The organism is Sphingomonas sinipercae, from assembly GCF_011302055.1.
GTDB lineage: Bacteria > Pseudomonadota > Alphaproteobacteria > Sphingomonadales > Sphingomonadaceae > Sphingomicrobium > Sphingomicrobium sinipercae.
Genome location: NZ_CP049871.1, coordinates 1,123,767 through 1,140,759 on the forward strand (window position 1 = coordinate 1,123,767; position 16,993 = coordinate 1,140,759).

The 16,993-nt window shown below is 65.5% G+C and carries 21 protein-coding genes; 13 read left to right on the top strand and 8 right to left on the bottom strand.

The annotated features are described in order from the left end of the window. The first annotated feature begins 132 nt into the window (after positions 1-132). Positions 133-306 (top strand): Flp family type IVb pilin, encoded by a 174-nt coding sequence (locus G7078_RS05915; protein WP_166093982.1) that lies wholly within the window; start codon positions 133-135, stop codon positions 304-306. A 79-nt stretch (positions 307-385) separates the two neighbouring features. On the opposite strand, the gene G7078_RS05920 is transcribed toward G7078_RS05915, so the two are convergent. After that, on the bottom strand, positions 386-838 hold the full coding sequence (locus tag G7078_RS05920; RefSeq protein ID WP_166093984.1) for a GatB/YqeY domain-containing protein: 453 nt from the start codon (positions 836-838) through the stop codon (positions 386-388). 141 nt (positions 839-979) lie between these two features. Between G7078_RS05920 and carA the strand changes: the two genes are divergently transcribed. From carA to G7078_RS05945, 5 genes are all read left to right on the top strand, one after another. Continuing rightward, positions 980-2,149, top strand: coding sequence for a glutamine-hydrolyzing carbamoyl-phosphate synthase small subunit (gene carA, locus G7078_RS05925; RefSeq protein WP_166093986.1), 1,170 nt, complete (start codon positions 980-982; stop codon positions 2,147-2,149). After that, positions 2,146-2,643 carry a hypothetical protein gene (locus tag G7078_RS05930; protein ID WP_166093988.1) on the top strand — a complete coding sequence of 166 codons (498 nt, stop codon included), beginning with the start codon at positions 2,146-2,148 and terminating at the stop codon, positions 2,641-2,643. Before carA ends, G7078_RS05930 begins: the two co-directional genes overlap by 4 nt. Next, positions 2,643-5,987, top strand: coding sequence for a carbamoyl-phosphate synthase large subunit (gene carB, locus G7078_RS05935; protein ID WP_166093990.1), 3,345 nt, complete (start codon positions 2,643-2,645; stop codon positions 5,985-5,987). Before G7078_RS05930 ends, carB begins: the two co-directional genes overlap by 1 nt. 76 nt (positions 5,988-6,063) lie before the next feature. Then, positions 6,064-6,540, top strand: coding sequence for a transcription elongation factor GreA (gene greA / locus G7078_RS05940; protein ID WP_166093993.1), 477 nt, complete (start codon positions 6,064-6,066; stop codon positions 6,538-6,540). Next, positions 6,537-7,193 (top strand): rhomboid family intramembrane serine protease, encoded by a 657-nt coding sequence (locus tag G7078_RS05945; RefSeq protein ID WP_246166274.1) that lies wholly within the window; start codon positions 6,537-6,539, stop codon positions 7,191-7,193. The genes greA and G7078_RS05945 overlap by 4 nt, the downstream gene beginning before the upstream one ends. On the opposite strand, the gene G7078_RS05950 is transcribed toward G7078_RS05945, so the two are convergent. Genes G7078_RS05950 through G7078_RS05970 form a run of 5 tightly spaced genes read right to left on the bottom strand, consistent with a single transcriptional unit; the run spans position 7,190 to position 9,170 of the window. Further along, the gene (locus G7078_RS05950) at positions 7,190-7,432 is read right to left on the bottom strand and encodes a DUF4170 domain-containing protein (RefSeq protein WP_166093996.1); all 243 of its coding nucleotides are present in this window, start codon (positions 7,430-7,432) and stop codon (positions 7,190-7,192) included. The two genes, G7078_RS05945 and G7078_RS05950, sit on opposite strands and share 4 nt — an antisense overlap. 38 nt (positions 7,433-7,470) lie before the next feature. Next, the gene (locus tag G7078_RS05955) at positions 7,471-7,899 is read right to left on the bottom strand and encodes a hypothetical protein (RefSeq protein WP_166093998.1); all 429 of its coding nucleotides are present in this window, start codon (positions 7,897-7,899) and stop codon (positions 7,471-7,473) included. Beyond that, a complete protein-coding gene (locus tag G7078_RS05960; RefSeq protein ID WP_166094000.1) occupies positions 7,896-8,234 on the bottom strand; it encodes a DUF3618 domain-containing protein in 339 nt (112 codons plus the stop codon). Before G7078_RS05960 ends, G7078_RS05955 begins: the two co-directional genes overlap by 4 nt. After that, positions 8,231-8,575, bottom strand: coding sequence for a phage holin family protein (locus G7078_RS05965; protein ID WP_166094003.1), 345 nt, complete (start codon positions 8,573-8,575; stop codon positions 8,231-8,233). The genes G7078_RS05960 and G7078_RS05965 overlap by 4 nt, the downstream gene beginning before the upstream one ends. A 7-nt stretch (positions 8,576-8,582) precedes the next feature. Beyond that, positions 8,583-9,170 (bottom strand): hypothetical protein, encoded by a 588-nt coding sequence (locus G7078_RS05970; protein ID WP_166094005.1) that lies wholly within the window; start codon positions 9,168-9,170, stop codon positions 8,583-8,585. Positions 9,171-9,315: 145 nt separating this feature from the next. On the opposite strand from G7078_RS05970, the gene eno reads away from it, so the two are divergent. Continuing rightward, positions 9,316-10,605, top strand: a complete 1,290-nt coding sequence (eno, locus tag G7078_RS05975) for a phosphopyruvate hydratase (RefSeq protein WP_166094008.1) — start codon at positions 9,316-9,318, stop codon at positions 10,603-10,605. 118 nt (positions 10,606-10,723) lie between these two features. Then, positions 10,724-10,993: an FtsB family cell division protein gene (locus tag G7078_RS05980; RefSeq protein WP_246166276.1), complete on the top strand. Its 270-nt coding sequence runs from the start codon at positions 10,724-10,726 to the stop codon at positions 10,991-10,993. On the opposite strand, the gene G7078_RS05985 is transcribed toward G7078_RS05980, so the two are convergent. Further along, the gene (locus G7078_RS05985) at positions 10,974-11,273 is read right to left on the bottom strand and encodes a hypothetical protein (protein ID WP_166094012.1); all 300 of its coding nucleotides are present in this window, start codon (positions 11,271-11,273) and stop codon (positions 10,974-10,976) included. The two genes, G7078_RS05980 and G7078_RS05985, sit on opposite strands and share 20 nt — an antisense overlap. 109 nt (positions 11,274-11,382) lie before the next feature. Here G7078_RS05985 and pdhA point away from each other — a divergent pair, with 109 nt between their 5' ends. The 5 genes from pdhA to G7078_RS06010 all read left to right on the top strand — a co-directional run bounded on the left by pdhA (position 11,383) and on the right by G7078_RS06010 (position 15,403). Then, positions 11,383-12,429, top strand: coding sequence for a pyruvate dehydrogenase (acetyl-transferring) E1 component subunit alpha (pdhA, locus tag G7078_RS05990; protein WP_166094014.1), 1,047 nt, complete (start codon positions 11,383-11,385; stop codon positions 12,427-12,429). After that, positions 12,429-13,829, top strand: a complete 1,401-nt coding sequence (locus tag G7078_RS05995) for a pyruvate dehydrogenase complex E1 component subunit beta (protein ID WP_166094016.1) — start codon at positions 12,429-12,431, stop codon at positions 13,827-13,829. The genes pdhA and G7078_RS05995 overlap by 1 nt, the downstream gene beginning before the upstream one ends. 7 nt (positions 13,830-13,836) lie before the next feature. After that, complete coding sequence (locus G7078_RS06000; RefSeq protein WP_166094018.1) at positions 13,837-14,493, top strand: isoprenoid biosynthesis enzyme family protein; 657 nt, start codon at positions 13,837-13,839, stop codon at positions 14,491-14,493. A gap of 66 nt (positions 14,494-14,559) precedes the next feature. Further along, positions 14,560-15,000 (top strand): EF-hand domain-containing protein, encoded by a 441-nt coding sequence (locus tag G7078_RS06005; RefSeq protein WP_166094020.1) that lies wholly within the window; start codon positions 14,560-14,562, stop codon positions 14,998-15,000. A 106-nt stretch (positions 15,001-15,106) separates the two neighbouring features. Continuing rightward, entirely contained in the window at positions 15,107-15,403 is a 297-nt protein-coding gene (locus G7078_RS06010; protein ID WP_166094023.1) for an endonuclease domain-containing protein, read from the top strand. 74 nt (positions 15,404-15,477) lie between these two features. Here the strand turns inward: G7078_RS06010 and G7078_RS06015 are convergent, their stop codons facing one another. Then, the gene (locus tag G7078_RS06015) at positions 15,478-16,938 is read right to left on the bottom strand and encodes a L,D-transpeptidase family protein (protein WP_166094025.1); all 1,461 of its coding nucleotides are present in this window, start codon (positions 16,936-16,938) and stop codon (positions 15,478-15,480) included. Positions 16,939-16,993 lie beyond the last annotated feature (55 nt).

Below are 16,993 nucleotides of genomic sequence, written 5' to 3' on the forward strand. Positions count from 1 at the left end.
GACAAAGAGAGACGGCGGTGCCGAAAGGCGCCGCCGTTTTTCGTTTTGGCAATTCGTTAACCGCTTCGCACTAGGTTCGATTCTGCAAACGGCCGACGGTCGCGAGCATCAAAGTGGAATTGGAGACTTGAGATGGCGAAATTCCTGAAGCTCATCAAGAATGAAGACGGTGCCACCGCGATCGAATACGGCCTCATTGCCGCCCTCATCGCAGTTGCGGCGATCGGCGCCATGGGCGCGATCGGTACGCAGCTGAGCACGACCTTCAACTCGGTCAGCACGAACCTGTCGAGCGCCAACAGCTAAGCTGAAGGCTTCGACAAAGAGACGGCGGTGCCGCAAGGCGCCGCCGTTTTTTTATGGCTGCCGACGGCGCGCCTGGGGGTTAGCCGAGCATTCCCTTGACCAGCGCGCTGGCGCGGGCCGGCTCGATGCTCGTGCCGAGGCGGGTTTTCACTTCCGCCATGACCCGGCCCATGTCCTTCATCGAGCTCGCGCCGGTGTCGGCGATGATCGACTGGATCTGGTCGCGTGCATCTTCTTCGCTGAGCTGCCTGGGCAGGAAGCGTTCGATAACGCCGATTTCCACCTCTTCGCTATCGGCCAGCTCGGCGCGGCCGCCCTTGCGGTACATCTCGACCGATTCGCGGCGTTGCTTGATCATCTTCTGAAGCACTTCGGTGACCATCGCGTCGTCGTCGGGCGTCTTGTCCGAAGTCCGCAGCTCGATGTCGCGGTTCTTGATTGCCGACTGTACCAGTCGCAGCGTCCCGGTGGTCGCTTTATCTCCGCTTTTCATGGCGGTGACGAGCGCGGCTTTGATGTCGTCTCGGATCATCGTTAAACTCTGGCTGGAAACGTCTAGCTTTAGCCGCGGTTTACGAAGCTGACCAGCCGTTGACCGAGGCGCCCAATGTCCATAGCAAGCGCGGCTTAGCGACATCGCTGCAAACCCGCTGACGGAAGGCTCCTCGCGCCTATGGCCGACGATCAACGCACGCGCGCACCCCAGCCAAAGGGCGCGAGCGGAGTCGTCGTCTTTGCCGACGGCCGCGTGATCTGGGGGCAGGGGTTCGGCGCGGAAGGGCAAGCGGTCGGGGAGCTGTGCTTCAATACCGCGATGACCGGTTATCAGGAAGTGATGACCGACCCGTCCTACGCGAGGCAGGTCGTCGCCTTCACTTTCCCGCACATCGGCAACGTCGGCGCCAACGACGAGGATATTGAGGCGGTCGAGGCGCATGCGCTCGGCTGCCTGGTGCGCGAGCCGGTCACGCAATCGTCAAACTATCGCGCGTCCGACGACTTTTCCGGCTGGATGGGCAAGCGCGGGCGAATCGGCATTTCCGGCATCGACACGCGCGCGCTGACCCGGCTGGTGCGGCGCGAGGGGCCGCCGACCATCGCCGTGGCGCATAATGCGTCCGGCGAGTTCGACCTCGATGGGCTGCAACGCATGGCCGCCGAGTGGCCGGGGCTGGAAGGGATGGACCTCGCCAAGGACGTTAGCCGGCTTCAGGTGGAGCGCTGGAGCGGCGGCAAATGGGCCTGGGGGCAGGGCTACGAGCTGGGCGGCGATGACGACCACCGGCCACACGTCGTCGCCATCGATTACGGCTCGAAGCGCAATATCTTCCGCAATTTGGTCGAGGCCGGGGCGCGGGTGACGGTGGTTCCGGCGCAGGCGACGTTCGAGGAAATCATGGCGCACGAGCCGGACGGATTTTTTCTGTCCAACGGGCCGGGCGATCCGGCGGCGACGGGCGAATATGCCATTCCGGTGATCCAGAAGATGCTGGAGACTCAGCTGCCGCTGTTTGGCATTTGCCTTGGCCACCAGCTACTGGCGCTCGCCGTTGGCGGCATGACGTCAAAGATGTTCCAGGGGCACCGCGGCGCCAACCATCCGGTCAAACGGCTTGGGGACGGGCGGGTCGAGATCACGAGCATGAACCACGGCTTTGCGGTCGAGCGCGAGGGGCTGCCCGAAACCATCCGCGAAACCCACGTCAGCCTGTTCGACGGGAGCAATTGCGGGATCGAGCTGAAGGACAAGCCGGCGTTCAGCGTGCAGTATCACCCCGAGGCGAGCCCGGGGCCGCAGGACAGCTTCTACCTGTTCGAGAAGTTCGTGGGGATGATGCGGTGATCGATGGAATCGCCGACGAGTTGAAGAATCCGACCAGGCCGGCATCCGTCGATGTCGACCTGCGCAGCATCGCCGTGTCCGGCGCGGCCACGACGGCGCTCGCCGACATGTATGCGCATTGGGAGGGCGGACGCGGTCCTAGAATGGTGTCGAGCCTAACGGCCACAGTCGCCCGGAAGGAAGTCTACGGCGAACAGGCGGCCAGCGCGGTCAGCGAGGCGATCGACCTTGGTCTTGCGCGAATCATAGGGCCGGGCCGGAAATCGGGAGAATATGTGCAGCTGACTCCGCTCGGAATCGCCTGGTTCGAGGAGAATTGCGATTACTGGCGGGCCGGGAACATCTACCGCTACAAATCGAGATTTGGAGCGATTGGCTGTTTTCAGTTCGATCCGCGCCTACCCTGGACGTCCCGCATTCGCGATCCGTTCGTCGCCCTTGCAGCCGTGCTTGGCGCAGTGGTGGGACTTCTGTTTGCGAGATTGGCTTTCTGATGCCCAAGCGCACGGACATCTCCTCCATCCTCATCATCGGCGCCGGGCCTATCGTCATCGGGCAGGCTGCCGAGTTCGATTATTCCGGTTCGCAGGCGGTCAAGGCGCTGAAGGCGGAGGGCTATCGCGTCATCGTGGTCAATTCGAACCCGGCGACGATCATGACCGACCCGGAACTGGCCGACGCGACCTATGTCGAGCCGATCACGCCGGGCTTCGTCGCCAGTATCCTCGAAAAGGAACGGCCGGACGCGGTGCTGCCGACGATGGGCGGGCAGACGGCGCTGAACACGGCGCTGGCGCTGTTCCAGGACGGAACGCTCGACCGGCTGGGCATCGAGCTGATCGGCGCCAATGCCGAGGCGATCGAGAAGGCCGAGGACCGGCAGAAATTCCGCGACGCGATGGACCGGATCGGGCTGGAAAGCCCGCGCTCGGCCATCGTCCATTCGATGGAGGAGGCGCAGGCGGCCCTGGAAACGGTCGGGCTTCCCGCCGTGATCCGGCCCAGCTTCACGCTTGGCGGGACCGGCGGCGGCATCGCCTACAACCGCGCCGAATATGAGCATTTCGTCCGCAGCGGGCTGGAGGCATCGCCGACCACCGAGGTGCTGATCGACGAAAGCCTGGTCGGGTGGAAGGAATATGAGATGGAGGTCGTGCGCGACCGCGCCGACAACGCCATCATCATCTGCTCGATCGAGAATATCGACCCGATGGGGGTGCATACGGGGGACTCGATCACGGTCGCCCCGGCGCTGACGCTGACCGACAAGGAATATCAACGGATGCGTTCCGCAAGCATTGCGGTGCTGCGGGAAATCGGCGTCGAAACAGGCGGTTCCAACGTCCAGTTCGCAATCGATCCGAAGACCGGGCGGATGGTGGTGATCGAGATGAACCCGCGCGTGTCGCGGTCTTCTGCGCTGGCGTCGAAGGCGACCGGCTTTCCCATCGCCAAGGTCGCGGCGAAGCTGGCCGTCGGCTACACGCTCGACGAGATCAAAAACGACATCACCGGCGGCGCGACTCCGGCGAGCTTCGAGCCGACCATCGATTATGTCGTCACCAAGATCCCGCGCTTCACCTTTGAGAAGTTCAAGGGGACCGAAGCGCTCCTGTCGACGGCGATGAAGTCGGTCGGCGAAGTGATGGCGATCGGCCGGTCGTTCCCGGAAAGCCTGCAAAAGGCGCTACGCGGGCTGGAAACCGGCCTGACCGGGCTCGACCGGGTGCGCGAGCTTGAGAACGCCGGCGAGGCGGATATCGAAAATGCGCTCGGACGGCAGGCGCCGGAGCGGCTGCTGGTCGCGGCCGAAGCACTTCGCCAGGGTTTCAGCGTCGAGCGGATCAACGCCATTTCCGGCTTCGACCCGTGGTTCCTCAATCAATTGGCTTCGATCGTCGAGGCGGAGTCGCAGGTGCGTTCCTGCGGCCTGCCGGCCGATGCCGAAGACATGCGGCGCCTCAAGATGCTCGGTTTCTCCGACGCTCGGCTGGCGCAATTGTCGGAACGATCAGCCCATGCCGCTGGCCAGGCCAAGTCGGGCGTCGTCCACGACGCAATGAAGGCGATGACCGGCGGCGTTACCGAGGCCGAGGTGCGCAAGCACCGGCTGAAGCTTGGCGTGCGTCCGGTGTTCAAGCGTATCGACAGTTGCGCGGCCGAGTTCGATGCGACCACGCCCTACCTCTATTCGACTTATGAAGCGCCGCTGTTCGACGATCCGGAAGACGAGGCCGACGTGTCCGACCGGCGCAAGGTGATGATCCTTGGCGGCGGTCCGAACCGGATCGGGCAGGGGATCGAGTTCGATTATTGCTGCTGCCATGCCGCCTTCGCGCTGCGCGATGCCGGGTTCGAAACGATCATGGTCAACTGCAACCCGGAAACGGTGTCGACCGACCCGGATACGTCCGACCGGCTCTATTTCGAGCCGCTCACGGCTGAGGACGTGCTGGAGGTTGTTGCCCGCGAGCAGGAGAAGGGCGAACTGCTCGGCGTCATCGTCCAGCTCGGCGGGCAGACGCCGCTCAAGCTAGCGGCGGAGCTGCAGGCCGCTGGGGTGCCGATCCTTGGCACCAGCCCCGACAGCATCGACCTGGCCGAAGACCGCGAACGCTTTGCCAAGCTGGTAACCCAGCTCGGCCTCAAGCAGCCGGCGAACGGGCTTGCGCGCAGCCGCGAGGAAGCGCTGACGGTTGCCGAGCGCATTGGCTATCCGGTGCTGCTGCGGCCGTCCTACGTCCTCGGCGGGAGGGGGATGGAGGTCGTCGACGGCCCCGAACAACTGGAACATTACATCGCCACCGCGGTCGCCGTGTCGGGCGCTTCACCGGTGCTGATCGACCGCTACCTGCGCGATGCGGTCGAGGTCGATGTCGACGCGATCTGCGACGGCACTGACGTCTTCGTCACCGGTGTCATGCAGCATATCGAGGAAGCAGGCGTACATTCCGGCGACAGCGCTTGCGCCATCCCGCCGCACAGCCTGCCCGTCGCCGTGGTCGACGAGATCGAGCGGCAGACGGCGGCGCTGGCCACTGCGCTCAAGGTCCGCGGGCTGATGAACGTGCAGTTCGCGGTGCAGGGCCCCTCCACGCCGCTCGGGACAGGCTTCGATGTCTACCTGATCGAGGTCAACCCGCGCGCCAGCCGGACGGTGCCGTTCGTCGCCAAGGCGGTCGGGCGGCCGATCGCCAAGATTGCTGCGCGCGTGATGGCGGGCGAAGCGCTGACCGCCTTCGATCCGATCCCGCGCGAAATCGGCCATATCGCCGTCAAGCAGCCGGTATTCCCCTTCGCCAGCTTCCCCGGCTCCGACCCGGTGCTCGGCCCGGAAATGCGCAGCACTGGCGAAGTGATGGGCATCGACCGCGACTTCGATGCGGCGTTCAGCAAGGCCTTGCTCGGCGCCGGTATCAAAATCCCGCGGTCCGGCACCGTATTCGTCTCGGTCAAGGACGCGGACAAGCAGCATATCGTGCCCGCGGTGGCGGCGATGCTGGAGCTTGGGTTCAAGGTGATTGCCACGGGCGGCACCGCCGATTTCCTGCGCAACGCCGGGCTGGACGTCGAAAAGGTCAACAAGGTGGCGCAGGGCCGGCCGCACATTGTCGACCGGATCACCGACGGCGACGTGCAACTGGTGTTCAACACCACCGAAGGCTGGCAGTCGCTGAAGGACAGCCATTCGATCCGCGCGACCGCGCTGAAGAGCAAGGTGCCCTACTTCACGACCGCGGCCGCAAGCCTTGCGGTCGCACGGTCTTTGGGCGCGCTTCAGGGCCGCAAGCTTGAAGTGCACTCGCTGCAGTCCTATTATTCCGCCTCCGACAGCTAGGTTTCCAACCACATTCCGGTCCCTCGTAGTGGCGCTGCTGGCGTCGCTGGGGTGAAGTTTTGAAGAGAGGTTTTTCATGGCGAGCGCCGACAAAGTCCCGATGCTGGCCGAAGGTCACCGCAAGCTAAGCGAGCAGTTGAAGGTGCTGAAGGCGGAGCGGCCGTCGATCGTCGATGCGATCGAAGAGGCGCGCGCCCACGGCGACCTTTCCGAAAATGCGGAATATCATGCGGCCAAGGAGCGGCAGGGCCAGATCGAGGCGAGCATCGCCGATATCGAGGACCAGCTCAGCCGCGCCCTCGTGATCGATCCGTCGACCCTGTCGGGCGACAAGGTCGTGTTCGGCGCGACCGTCACTTTGGTCGACGAGGACGACAAGAAGGTGAAATACCAGCTCGTCGGTCAGGTCGAGGCCGATGCCCGCGATGGCAAGATCAGCTTCAATTCTCCGCTTGGCCGGGCCCTGATCGGGCGCGAAGTCGGCGACGAGGTCGAAGTTTCGACGCCATCGGGCGACCGCTATTACGAGATCGAACAGGTCGACTTCATTTGAACGCCCACCCGGGCCAACTGCACAGCCAGCGCAACCTGCGCACCGCGACGGTCGCCATCACCGCGCTCACCGCACTGGCCTGGCTGATCGCCTTTCTCTTCCGGGTCGACGGAGAAGCGGCGGTGACCATGGGCTTCATCCCGATCCGCTGGAGCGGGGCGGACCTGCCCTTCGCCGCGGTGCCGGCGATCCTCACTCCGCTAAGCGCGACCTTGGTCCACGGCGGGTTGCTGCACCTGGCGCTCAACCTTTTGATTCTGCTGTGGTGCGGCACTTTGGTGGAACGGGTGCTCGGCATCGGCTCGATGATCCTCCTGTACCTCGTCGCGGCTTATACCTCGGCGCTTGCACAGTGGGCGGTGGACCCGTCGGCGGTCACGCCGATGATTGGCGCCAGCGGGGCGATCGCCGGGATCATCGGCGCTTTCGCGCTTAGCTTCGGGCGGCCGCGGCGCTTCGTGAAATCGAATTTCGTCAACCAACTGATCAACGCGGTGTGGCTGCTCGCGGCCTGGATCGTGTTGCAGCTAATGACCGGCTTCCTTGGCGGCACCCAGGGCTTGATGATCGCCACCCCGGCCCATGTCGGCGGGTTCGTTGCCGGCCTGCTTCTGCAGCGCCCGTTGCTGTTGTGGCGGTACCGGGGCGCCTAGGCGTTTGAGCGCTGCGTATCGCGGGTGTCGGTCTCCGGCTCGAGCAGGCGATGCAGGTGGACGACCACATATTTCATTTCGGCATCGTCGACGGTGCGCTGGGCGGCGCTTCGCCAAGCATCCTCGGCCTCCGCATAGCTGGCGAACAATCCGACGACGTCGAGGGTCTTGAGGTCGACGAAATCGAGGCCGCGCGGGTCCTTCACGCGGCCTCCGAAGACGAGATGCAATTTGCTCATGGCCGGACGGCTAGCACATTTCTGGCTTCAGAGAAGCGCTAGCGGTTCCCGGCCTCGTCCTTGAACGCGCCGACGGCGGCCTGGGCCGTCTCGCGCGCGGCCTGGGTCGCGCGCTCGGCAAGCGAGTCCGGCGCCAGTCCGAGTTCGCGCAACTTGTCGCTACCGACCTTGCGCGCGGTTTCGGCGGCGCTTCGGGCGGCATTGGCGACGCGATCGCCGACCGGCTTGGCGAGTTCGCGCTCGCGGCGGCTGACCGGCAGCAGGGCCGCGATCAGTGCGCCGGCAGCAGCGCCGGCGGCAAGCGCGATCAGCGGCGCCTCGTCCAGCGTATCGCTGGCCTTGCGGCCGACATCGCCGGCGCTGTCGCGCGCCGTTTCATAAGCGCTCAGCGCGCGCTGCCGCAGGTCCTGCGACGATCCCGACTGGCCGCTGGTTCCGGCCGCGTTGCTGTTGGTGTCGCTCATCATTCACTCTCCACTTTTTCCGTCTTTTCGATGTTGTCGGAATCCGCTTCCCCCTTGCGCCGGCCGATCAGCTTGGAAGCAAAATCCCACAAAGGCTCGCGGGCCAGGAACACGGCAAGCGCGGCCACCGCGCCGCCGGCGGCATAAGGCCGCTTCCGCACCGCATCGACCGCGTCTTCGGCAAGGTCAGCGCCCTTCGACTTGGCGCCCGACCACGCGTTTTGCGCAAGCGTTCCCGGCGCCACGCGGTGCTGCAGCTCGTGCAGCGTCGCCATGAAGCGGGCCTGCGCCTGCTCCGCGTCGGCCTTAGCGGCCAGCAGGTGCGGCGAATCGCTCATGGCTTAGCTCTCAGCTTTTGAACGCCGATCCAGGCCAGCAAACCGGCGGTGCCGGCAACCAGCACAAAGGCGACGAGGCCCGCCAGCACGGGCTGCATGATCAGCGCGAGCCCAACGAAGATGGTGAACGCCAGGACGTTGATCGCCGCGATGCCGATGAGCAGCGCGCCTGCGAACAGGATTGCTGGGACCTTGAACGCATTCGCGCGCTCCGAAGCGATCGTCTTGGCGACGTTCACCTCGGCGCGGGCGTAAGCCTTTCCGTCGTCGACGAGCTCGCGGACGATCTCGCCGATCGGCCGCTCGCTGGTCGGCGGGCTAGGGTCGGTCGGCTTTAGCATGGTTGGCCTAGCCGCGGTCCGACCTGTCGCCATTGTCACGATCGCTGCCGGATCCAAGGCCCGACTTCAGCAGTCGCGCAACCGCGAAGCCGACGATCGCCGCCCCGGCCAGGGCGACGCCCGGGCTCTTGCGGATGAACTGCCGCGTGTCGTCGATCAGCTCATCCGGGTTCTTGGACGCCAGGCTGTTCGCCGTGCCCTCGATCGCGCTGGCGGCGCGGCGGGCATAGTCGCCATATTCGGCGCCCAGCCGCTCCTCGATTCCATCGGCGGTATCGCCGATCATCCGGCTGACGTTGGCCAGTGCTTCCGACGAACGCTCGATGCCTTGGCCGAGCAGTCCGCGGGCCTTCTCGCCCGCCTGGCCGGAAAGGTCGCGGCCGCTGCTGCGGACTCGGTCCATCAACGCCGACGTGCTGCCCGTGGTCGAGCCGGCCGTCGCGGCGCCCGGGGTGCTGCCGCCGGAATCCGAAGCGCCTGCAGCGCTGCTGGCGGACGATGCCTGGGCGCGGCCTTCGGTGCCGCCGCCAGTTTCCATCGAACCGTCGATAACCTTGTCGGTGCCCTCGGGAAGCCCGGTATCCTGCTCAGCCATGTGATGAATCCTCCTTTTGGCAATCTCAACCAAGCATCGCGGCTGCCGTTCCGTTGCGATCCGGCAGAATGTTGCGAAGCGCCGACGTGCGTCCTAACGCACCTGCATCCACCCCATTCGTTACGCCTACGTAAGAAGGATTTCCATGACTGCAATCGCCGGCATTCGCGCGCGCCAGATCCTCGACAGCCGCGGCAACCCGACCGTCGAAGTCGATGTGACGCTTGAAGACGGCAGCATGGGGCGGGCGGCCGTGCCCTCGGGCGCTTCGACCGGCGCGCATGAAGCGATCGAATTACGCGATGGCGACAAGTCCCGCTGGGGCGGCAAGGGCGTCGAGAAAGCGGTGCAGTCGGTCAATGGCGAGATTGCCGATGCGCTGTGCGGGGTCGATGCCGACGACCAGGGCGAAGTCGACGCCTCGATGATCGCGCTCGACGAAACCGAGAACAAGGGCCGGCTGGGCGCCAACGCGATCCTGGGAGTCAGCCTTGCTACCGCCAAGGCCGCGGCGATCTCCAACAAGCTGCCGCTGTACCGCTACCTCGGCGGCGATGCGGCTACGCTGCTGCCGGTGCCGATGATGAACATCGTCAACGGCGGCGCACATGCCGACAACCCCATCGATTTCCAGGAATTCATGGTGATGCCGGTCGGCGCTGCCAGCTTCGCCGAAGCGCTGCGCTGCGGCACCGAGATTTTCCATGCGCTCAAGTCCGCGCTTCACGCCAAAGGGCTGGCCACCGCAGTCGGCGACGAGGGCGGCTTTGCCCCCAACATCGCGTCGCCCCGCGAAGCGCTCGATTTCATCATCGGCTCCGTCGAAGCGGCGGGGTACAAGGCCGGCAGCGACGTGCTGATCGCGCTCGATTGCGCGGCGACCGAGTTCTTCAGGGACGGCGCTTACCGCTTGGACGGGGAGGGCCGCAGCCTGACCCCGGAACAGATGGTCGATTATCTTGAAGCGCTGGCGAACGACTACCCCATTGCCTCGATCGAAGACGGCATGGGCGAAGACGACCTCGACGGCTGGAAGTTGCTGACCGAGCGCATCGGCAACCGCGTGCAGCTGGTCGGCGACGATCTGTTCGTGACCAACGTGCAGCGCCTGTCGATGGGGATCGAGCGCGGGCTTGCGAACTCGATCCTGGTCAAGGTCAACCAGATCGGGACGCTGAGTGAAACTATCGCCGCGGTCCGGATGGCGCAGCAGAACGGCTACACCGCAGTCATGTCCCACCGGTCGGGTGAGACGGAAGATTCGACCATCGCCGATCTCGCGGTGGCGCTCGGCTGCGGGCAGATCAAGACGGGCAGCCTCGCGCGTTCCGACCGCACCGCCAAGTACAACCAGCTGCTCCGGATCGAGGAAGATTTGGGCGATCGCGCCGCTTATCCTGGCCGCGCAGCATTGAAGTCTTATCGACCGGCTTGAGTCTGCACGACATTTTCTGCGGAAAAGCTGCGAAATTCGCTTGCCTTCATGCCGCCTTCGTGATTCTCCTGAACCCACGATGGGGGAACGGCGCAACATAAGCTTGATCAGGCGGGCCATGTGGCCGGCGCTGGCGTTGCTCGTCGTCGGCAACTTCGCCGGATACGCGGTTGCGGGGCCGAACGGGCTGCTCGCCTGGGGCGGATATCATCGCAATCTCAAGGAACGCCAGGTGGAGTTCAAGCGGCTCCAGGAACAGCGCGCGCAGCTGCGTCACCGTTCGGCACTGCTCGATCCGCGCAAGGCCGATCCAGACATGGCCGACGAACTGGTCCGCCGCGACCTCGGGCTGATCCGCCCGGATGAAGTCATCGTCCCGCTGAACTGACCCGGCGCCGCGCGAGGAGCGCGACCGCTATCACTACCAGCGACGGGACCAGCCAGTCGGCCAGCGCGTCGGCGCTCCAGACGCGCGGGTCGAAGCCGCCATGCCAGGGCATGTTCGCCCGCACTCCCGCCCCGAACCGTTCGATCCAGCGATATTCGGCCTGGGTGACTTCGCGCGCGATCGCCCAGGCGCAGGCCGCGGCGGCGCCCGCCCACCAGTTGCGCAGCGGCAGTGCGACCGCGGCCTGGATCAACAAGGCGATAACGATGTGGGCCAGCATCGACGCACTATCGCCGACACGCCGGCCATGTGCAAAAGCGGCGGGCGGTTGCCGCCCGTTGAGGCCTTTCCTATAGGCCGGAGCGCCCATTCAGCATGAAAGATAAACCGTGGCGCGTTCCGCGAAAGCAAAGACTGCTCCCTCCACCGACGAAGCGCGGCCGAACCGGCCGCCCGAGCCGAAGCGCTTCGAGGCGAGCAAGGACCAGTTGCTCGAATTCTATCGCGAGATGCTGCTCATCCGCCGCTTCGAGGAGCGGGCAGGGCAGCTCTACGGCCTCGGCCTGATCGGCGGCTTCTGCCACCTCTACATCGGCCAGGAAGCGGTCGCGGTCGGCCTGCAGAGCGCGATGACGGTCGGCAAGGACAGCGTCATCACCGGCTATCGCGACCATGGCCACATGCTCGCCTACAAGATCGACCCGAAGGTCATCATGGCCGAGCTGACCGGGCGCGCCGCCGGCATTTCCAAGGGTAAGGGCGGCTCGATGCACATGTTCAGCGTCGAGCATGGCTTTTACGGCGGCCACGGGATCGTCGGCGCGCAGGTGCCGCTGGGCTCCGGCCTGGCCTTCGCGCACAAGTATCGCGGCGACGGCGGCGTGTGCCTCGCCTATTTCGGCGACGGCGCCGCCAACCAGGGGCAGGTCTACGAAGCATTCAACATGGCCGAGCTGTGGAAGCTGCCGGTGATCTACGCGATCGAGAACAACCAATATGCGATGGGCACGTCGGTTGCCCGCTCCGCGTCCGAGCCCGACTTCTACAAGCGCGGCGAGAGCTTCCGGATCCCGGGCATTCGAGTTGACGGCATGGACGTGCTCGCGGTGCGCGGCGCGGCCGAGATGGCGGTCGAGTGGGCGCGGGACAACGGGCCGATCGTGATCGAGCTGATGACCTACCGCTATCGCGGCCACTCGATGTCCGATCCAGCCAAGTATCGTACGCGTGAGGAAGTGCAGGATTTCCGCGAGCATCGCGACCCCATCGACCGCGCGGCCAAGGAGCTGCAGGAAATGGGCGTGGGCGAAGAGGAGCTCAAGGCGATCGACAAGGAAATCAAAGCGATCATCGTCGAAGCTGCGAAGTTTGCTGAAGAAGCACCGGAGCCCGACGCGGGCGAATTGTATACCGACGTGCTGGTGGGGACGTACTGATGGCGACCGAGCTCAAAATGCCGGCGCTGTCGCCGACGATGGAAGAGGGCACGCTTGCCAAATGGCTCGTCAAGGAAGGCGACGCGGTCAAGTCGGGCGACATTCTGGCGGAGATCGAAACCGACAAGGCGACGATGGAGTTTGAAGCGGTCGACGAGGGCACGCTGGCCAAGATCCTGGTCGCCGAGGGCACCGACAATGTGAAGGTCGGCACGCCGATCGCGCTGATCGCCGGCGAGGGCGAGGATGCGTCGGCGGCCGCGCCGGCAAGCGAACCCGCAGCGCCGGTCGAAGCGCCCGAGGAACCTGCTTCGCAAACCACCGAGGCGACCCCGCCGCCGCCCGCGAAGCCTAATCCGCTGCCGACCCCCAAGCCCAAGGCCGCGCCGGTCGGTTCGGAAGTGCCCGAGGGCACGAAGATGGTGCAGGTCACCGTCCGCGAGGCGCTCCGCGACGCGATGGCCGAGGAAATGCGTGCCGACGAGCGCGTCTTCGTGATGGGCGAGGAGGTCGCGCAATATCAGGGCGCCTATAAGGTCACCCAGGGCCTGCTCGACGAATTCGGCGCCAAGCGCGTCATCGACACGCCGATTACCGAATATGGCTTTGCCGGCCTGGGCACCGGCGCCGCGATGGGCGGGTTGAAGCCGATTATCGAGTTCATGACCTTCAACTTCGCCATGCAGGCGATCGACCATGTCGTGAATTCGGCGGCCAAGACCAATTATATGTCCGGCGGCCAGATGCGTTGCCCGGTGGTGTTTCGTGGGCCGAACGGCGCCGCAAGCCGGGTCGGCGCCCAGCACAGCCAGAACTACGGCCCCTGGTACGCCAGCGTCCCCGGCCTGATCGTCATCGCGCCCTACAGCGCTTCGGATGCCAAGGGCTTGCTCAAGGCCGCGATCCGGACGGACGATCCCGTCGTTTTCCTCGAAAACGAGCTGATGTACGGCCACAGCTTCGACGTTCCGGAGCTCGACGATTTCGTGCTTCCGATCGGCAAGGCGAAGACGGTCCGCGAAGGCAAGGACGTGACGCTGGTCAGCTATTCGATCGGCGTCGGAGTCGCGCTGGAGGCGGCCCAAACCCTGGCGGGCGAGGGCATCGACGCCGAAGTCATCGACCTGCGCACGCTGCGACCGCTCGACAAGCAGGCGGTGCTCGACAGCCTGAAGAAGACCAACCGCATGGTGGTGGTCGAGGAAGGCTGGCCGACCTGCTCGATCAGCAGCGAGATCATCGCCATCTGCATGACCGAAGGGTTCGACGACCTCGATGCTCCGGTCCTGCGCGTGACCGACGAGGATGTGCCGCTGCCTTACGCCGCGAACCTCGAAAAGCTCGCGCTGATCAAGGCGGACGATGTCGTCAAGGCCGCCAAGCAGGTCTGCTATCGCTGACCAGAAGATGCGAACGCAAGGTCCCTCGGACGTTGCTGACTCGCATCTTGGCGCGGACCGTGAGTTCGCGCTGATCCACACGCCGGCGCGCCTGCGGAACGCGTTTCTCGCACTGTGGCGGCTGGACGTTGCGATGGGCGACGTCGTCGCTCGCTCGACCGAGCCGGCGCTGGCCGCGATCAAGCTCGCCTGGTGGCGCGAACGGCTCGACGAGCTTGCCGCCAAGGTCCCGGCCGAGCCCCGCCTCAAGTTCGCCGCCGAAGCGTTGCTGCCGCGCGGCGTCACCGGCGCCCAATTGGCAGCCATCGAACCGGGCTGGGCGACCCTGCTGGACGCTGAGCCCGACCCAGCCCTGGTGGCCGAGCGCGGGCGCGTACTGTTCGCCATCGGCTCGCAGCTTTTGCAATCGAACGCCGATGTTTCCGACGCGGGCGCGCTTTACGCGCTTGCCGCGGTTGGCAGGCGCGGGATGCCGCAGCTCTTCATTCCCGCCCGGGAGCTCTTGCCGCGGCTCGCCGGCAGGCGCTTCCCGCGCCAGCTTCGCCCATTGACGATGCTCGCCCGAGCGGCGGCGCGCGACCTTCGCGACGAGGTTGAGCCGGAGGGCAGCCCCGCCCGCCTGACGGCAATGCTGGGGCATCGCTGGAGCGGCCGAATCGCCTGATTGACACGCGATGCTCCGGAATGGAGCATGGGCGCGCCGAATCTCCTTGAATGGAGAAATCCCCTTATGTGGCGTTTTCTTGCCGGGGCCGCGGCCTGTTTCCTGCTGATGACCGGCGCTTTCCTGATGTGGCAGAGCCGCGCCGAGAGCGGATCCCAGCTTCCCGCCGCACCGCCGCCAGCAACCGTCCCCGATCAACCGTTGCTCGTCCAGCAACCGCTTCGTGCGCCGGAGGCGGACCCGAAGACCAAGGAAGAGAAGCGCTTCGCTCGCGCCGACAAGGACAAGAACGGGCGGATCGAAATGGCCGAATTGCTCGAGCCGCGGCGCAAGGCTTTCGCCAAGATCGACAAGAACGGCGACGGCCGCCTGTCGTTCGAGGAATGGGCGGTCAAGACGATCGACAAGTTCAACGGCGCCGACAAGGACCGGTCGCGCTGGCTCACACCCGCCGAATACGCCACCACCAAGCCGCCGCCCCCAAAGAAGAAGCGGTGCAGCTGCTGATCGTTCCTCCCCGTCCCGGACGGGAAGGGGGACCAGCGCAGCTGGTGGAGGGGTAAAGCACGACAGGAACCGGACCATCGTGCGCGCACGCGAACTGCGGCGATCTATGTCGTTGCCAGAAAGGCTGCTTTGGCAAGCACTGCGGAGCCGGCCGGGCGGACTGAAGTTCAGGCGGCAGCACCCGATCGGCCACTACGTGCTGGATTTTCACTGCCCGTCGGCGAAGTTGGCGATTGAGGTGGACGGAGAGAGTCATCGCATGGGTGACAGGTCCAGCCGCGACGAAAGTCGGGACCGCTGGCTGGCAGAGCAGGGGCTGCGAGTGAGCCGGATCGGTGCGGCCGATGTCTTCAGCGACCTCGAAGCGGTGGTCACGCAGGTCATCAACTTCGCAAAAATTTGACCTTACCCCTCCACCACCCCGGATCGCGGTCCGGGGTGGTCCCCCTCCCCAGCTTTGCTGGGGAGGAACTCGGGCTATCGCGCCGCGAGCTGGTTGCTGCCGTCCAGCTTCACCCGGGCGAGCAGGGGCTCGTCGCGGTTGTAGTGGTCGGTGCGGAAGGCGACGCCGGTGGCGGTCGGCTCGGCCGTGAAATAGGTCATGTAGACCGGTAGCGGCTCCGGCAGGTCGACGCGCTGGTCGGCCTCGCCGCTTGCAACCGGCGTTCGGCCGCCGAAGACCCAGCGCTGGAGCCGCTTGGCGTCTTCAAGCCGGACGCAGCCATTGCTGATCCAGCGGTCGTCCCCTGCGAAGGCAGCCTTGCTGGCTTCAGGAATGTCGTGAAGGTAGATGCCGAAGTCGTTGGGAAGCATGAACTTCATTTGCCCCATCGAATTCCACGGCCCGGGTCCGCGACGGACGCGCAGTTCCTTCTTGCCAGCCGAAACGGCCTGCCAGTCGATGCTTGCCGGGTCGAGCCGCGTGGCCTCCTCCGTCCAGTCGGAAAGGATCTGGTAGTCGCGGTCGGTGAGGTAGGTGAGCCCGTGCTCGAGCACCTTGTCGGCGACGAGCGGCTTCACCAGTTCCGGCGGCACGTTCCAATAAGGGTTGAGGCTGACGTACTTCATCTGTGCCGCCATCATCGGCGTCTGCGTCTTCGCATCGCCGACGATCACCTTCATGCTGTCGACCGGCTTGCCGCCTTCGTACATGTACAGGCGCGCCGCGCCGGCATCGATCAGGATATAGCGGCGCTTGTCGTCCGACGTCGGCAGGCGCAGCGCCCGCTCCATGTTGAGGATGATGACCTTTTCATAATGGTCGGAGCCAAGGTTGAGCGAAGCGATGGTGCCCGCTCCGGCGATGCCGTCCGCCTTCAGGCCGTGCGCCGCCTGGTATTCGGCGACGGCTTTGGCCAGCGCCGGGTCGAAGCTGGTACCGGCAGCCAGGCCCAGACGCTGGCGCAGGAGCGCCACGCGATCGCCGGTCGAGGCGGCCTTGAGCGTCGGCCCCTCAGGAATCGCCACGTCGGGAAGATCGCCCCAGCGTTGCTGGTACTTGACCAGCGCCTGGCGAAGGCCGGTGTAATAAGGATTGACCGAGGTGAAGAGGTCGATCGGCGCGCCGGTCCAATCCTGGAAGTCCAGCTTGTCGAGCACGCCGGTGCGCTGCTGCACCTCCGGCGCAATGTCGGGGTCGATGTAGATGAGGTCGATGCCCTGCTCGATGCTGGCGGGGATTTCCACCGGCTCGATCGGCTGATCCTCCTCGACCGGCCGGGCGAAGCTTGCAGCGACCGGGGTCGGCGGGGTCCAGGGCCGCGGTTGCTGCACTTGGATCGGCGCCGGGAACGGCTGGTACCCGGGCGGCGGGCTGGGCGGATAGCTTGGCGGCGGCGGCGCCCCGACGGGACCGCGCGGCGGCACGTACTGGCCATAAGCCGTTGACGCCGCGACCAGTGCGGCAAGGGCGGTCGAAGCAAGAACGAACCTTTTCATGACCGCCTAGGTAGCAAGCGAATGTGAACGTCTCCAGAATCAGCGGGGGTTCATT